Origin of the sequence: Ferruginibacter sp., from assembly GCF_014377975.1 — a bacterium.
GTDB lineage: Bacteria > Bacteroidota > Bacteroidia > Chitinophagales > Chitinophagaceae > Ferruginibacter.
The window spans coordinates 1-1,771 of record NZ_JACMOO010000200.1 but is presented as its reverse complement, the minus strand read 5'-3'; the positions used below and the strand labels follow the sequence as shown (position 1 = coordinate 1,771).

3 protein-coding genes are annotated in these 1,771 nt (G+C 36.3%); 2 read left to right on the top strand and 1 reads right to left on the bottom strand.

The window, feature by feature from the left end; genetic code table 11:
• Nucleotides 1–261: 2-oxo acid dehydrogenase subunit E2 (locus H7254_RS11335; protein WP_301933073.1), on the top strand; the 261-nt coding region annotated here is incomplete at its 5' end.
• Between the two features lie 38 nt (nt 262–299).
• Entirely contained in the window at nt 300–911 is a 612-nt protein-coding gene (locus H7254_RS11330) for a hypothetical protein (protein WP_301933072.1), read from the top strand.
• 187 nt (nt 912–1,098) lie between these two features.
• Here H7254_RS11330 and H7254_RS11325 read toward each other — a convergent pair.
• Nucleotides 1,099–1,771: 5'-nucleotidase, lipoprotein e(P4) family (locus H7254_RS11325; RefSeq protein WP_301933071.1), on the bottom strand; the 673-nt coding region annotated here is incomplete at its 5' end.

Sequence of the window (1,771 nt, the reverse complement as noted above, 5' to 3'; positions counted from 1 at the left end):
TTGACAAATGTGGGAACCTTCGGCAGCATAATGGGTACTCCTATAATTAACCAGCCACAGGTAGCTATAATGGCTGTGGGTGCAATAAAGAAAAGGCCGATGGTGATAGAAACGCCGCAGGGCGACACAATCGGCATACGTCACATGATGTATATTTCTTTAAGCTACGATCACCGTATCATTGATGGGGCATTGGGTTCTACCTTTTTAAATGCAGTGAGTAAGGAGCTGGAAAATTTTGATGGGAACAGGGTTATATAATCGGATTGTATGCCATTTTTCACAGACACAATACTATAATGAAAAAACTAAAATTAGCGATCCTTATTCTGGTGGGTGGAATTTTGATTACGTCTTGCCAAAGCCAAACAAAAGAACAACAGCTTACTCAAAAAGAAAAAGAGCTTTTACAACGGGAAAATGATCTATTAAAAAAAGAATTAGGGCAATCTGACTCAACAATTCCAAACCCTACAATAGACCAATTTTCTGTAGACAAGGCGCTGGTTAAAAAAATATTCTTGCAATACTTACCAAATATTTCAGATGGCAGAAAATTAAATAGCTATACTGTTGATGTCGGCGACCTTAATGGGGACAATTTAATTGACGCAATTGTTGATTATGGATTAGAACCAACTTCTGAAGATAATGGCGGTGGTGGAAACGCCATTGGTGAAATTTCAGGATTAGTCGCATTTACAAACACAGGAAATAAATTAGTTATTGCAGACCATTCAGAAGAATTTGGAGGGAATTTTGGTGCAAGAAACCAATTGAAAGAGATCAATAATGGAGTAATTTTTCTTGAAGGGCTTGACTATTCTGAAGATGATCCTCGTTGTTGTCCATCATTAAAAACTACAACAAAACTTATTTTAAGAAACAACAAACTTACACAACTCAAATAAACGGAATACAGCATTATTTTTTTACAATTTGAACAAAATGGATAACAATAAGATCTTGTAATTCTATTTTGCTGTTGTTCAGACAGTTTCATTTATAAATATATTTCAAAAGGGTTCCTACACTAAAGGTTATATCAATGAATCTGGAAATTGATCCGCGATAATGAAAAAAGTTTGAAATAGACTTTTAATAACCTTTCAGCACACTTTTCAAAACAGAATCTTTCTGAGCCTGTGTAAGTTTATAATTGTACTTATATAAACTGCTTTCCCAGTCGCCATAATTTACATTTGGGAACACAATAAATTTTTTACCAAACTCACCCGCAGATATGTCGGTGTTTATCTTCCGCTCCTCTTCTGTTTTTTTATCAAATATGCTGCTGAAGTCCGCCAGGTTATCCCCCATTAACAGCAGCACTTCATAATTTTTCATTACTTGTTGTCTTCTCACTTCTTTACTAGATGTGGTTTGTCTTGTTAAAAGGTGCGCTTCATCTGCATTAGGCAGATTGAAACGCTGAAGATTTTTTAAAGTGGCAGTTCTTTCTTTTTCATCCCTGTTGGTGATATAAAATATTTCAATACTTTTTGAAACTGCATATCTGAGAAATGCTGCCGCGCCAGGCATGGTATCTGCTGCAGCTTTTTCTGTCCATTCGTACCAGCTGGGTGAATCATATTCTTTACCTGAATATGCCTGATGAACTGCATAAGGACTATTATCTAAAATAGTTTCATCTATATCTGTAATGATTGCTTTTGGCTTAGCAGTAAGTGCAGAAAAATTGTCAATGCGCATACGGGCTATGTTGTAACCCTGCAGGCATAATGCACGATACTCTGCCGCACGCTGATGA

Coding starts and splice junctions, on each gene's coding strand:
- H7254_RS11330 (WP_301933072.1), top strand. CDS start 300: ATGAAAAAACTAAAATTAGCGATCCTTATTCTGGTGGGTGGAATTTTG.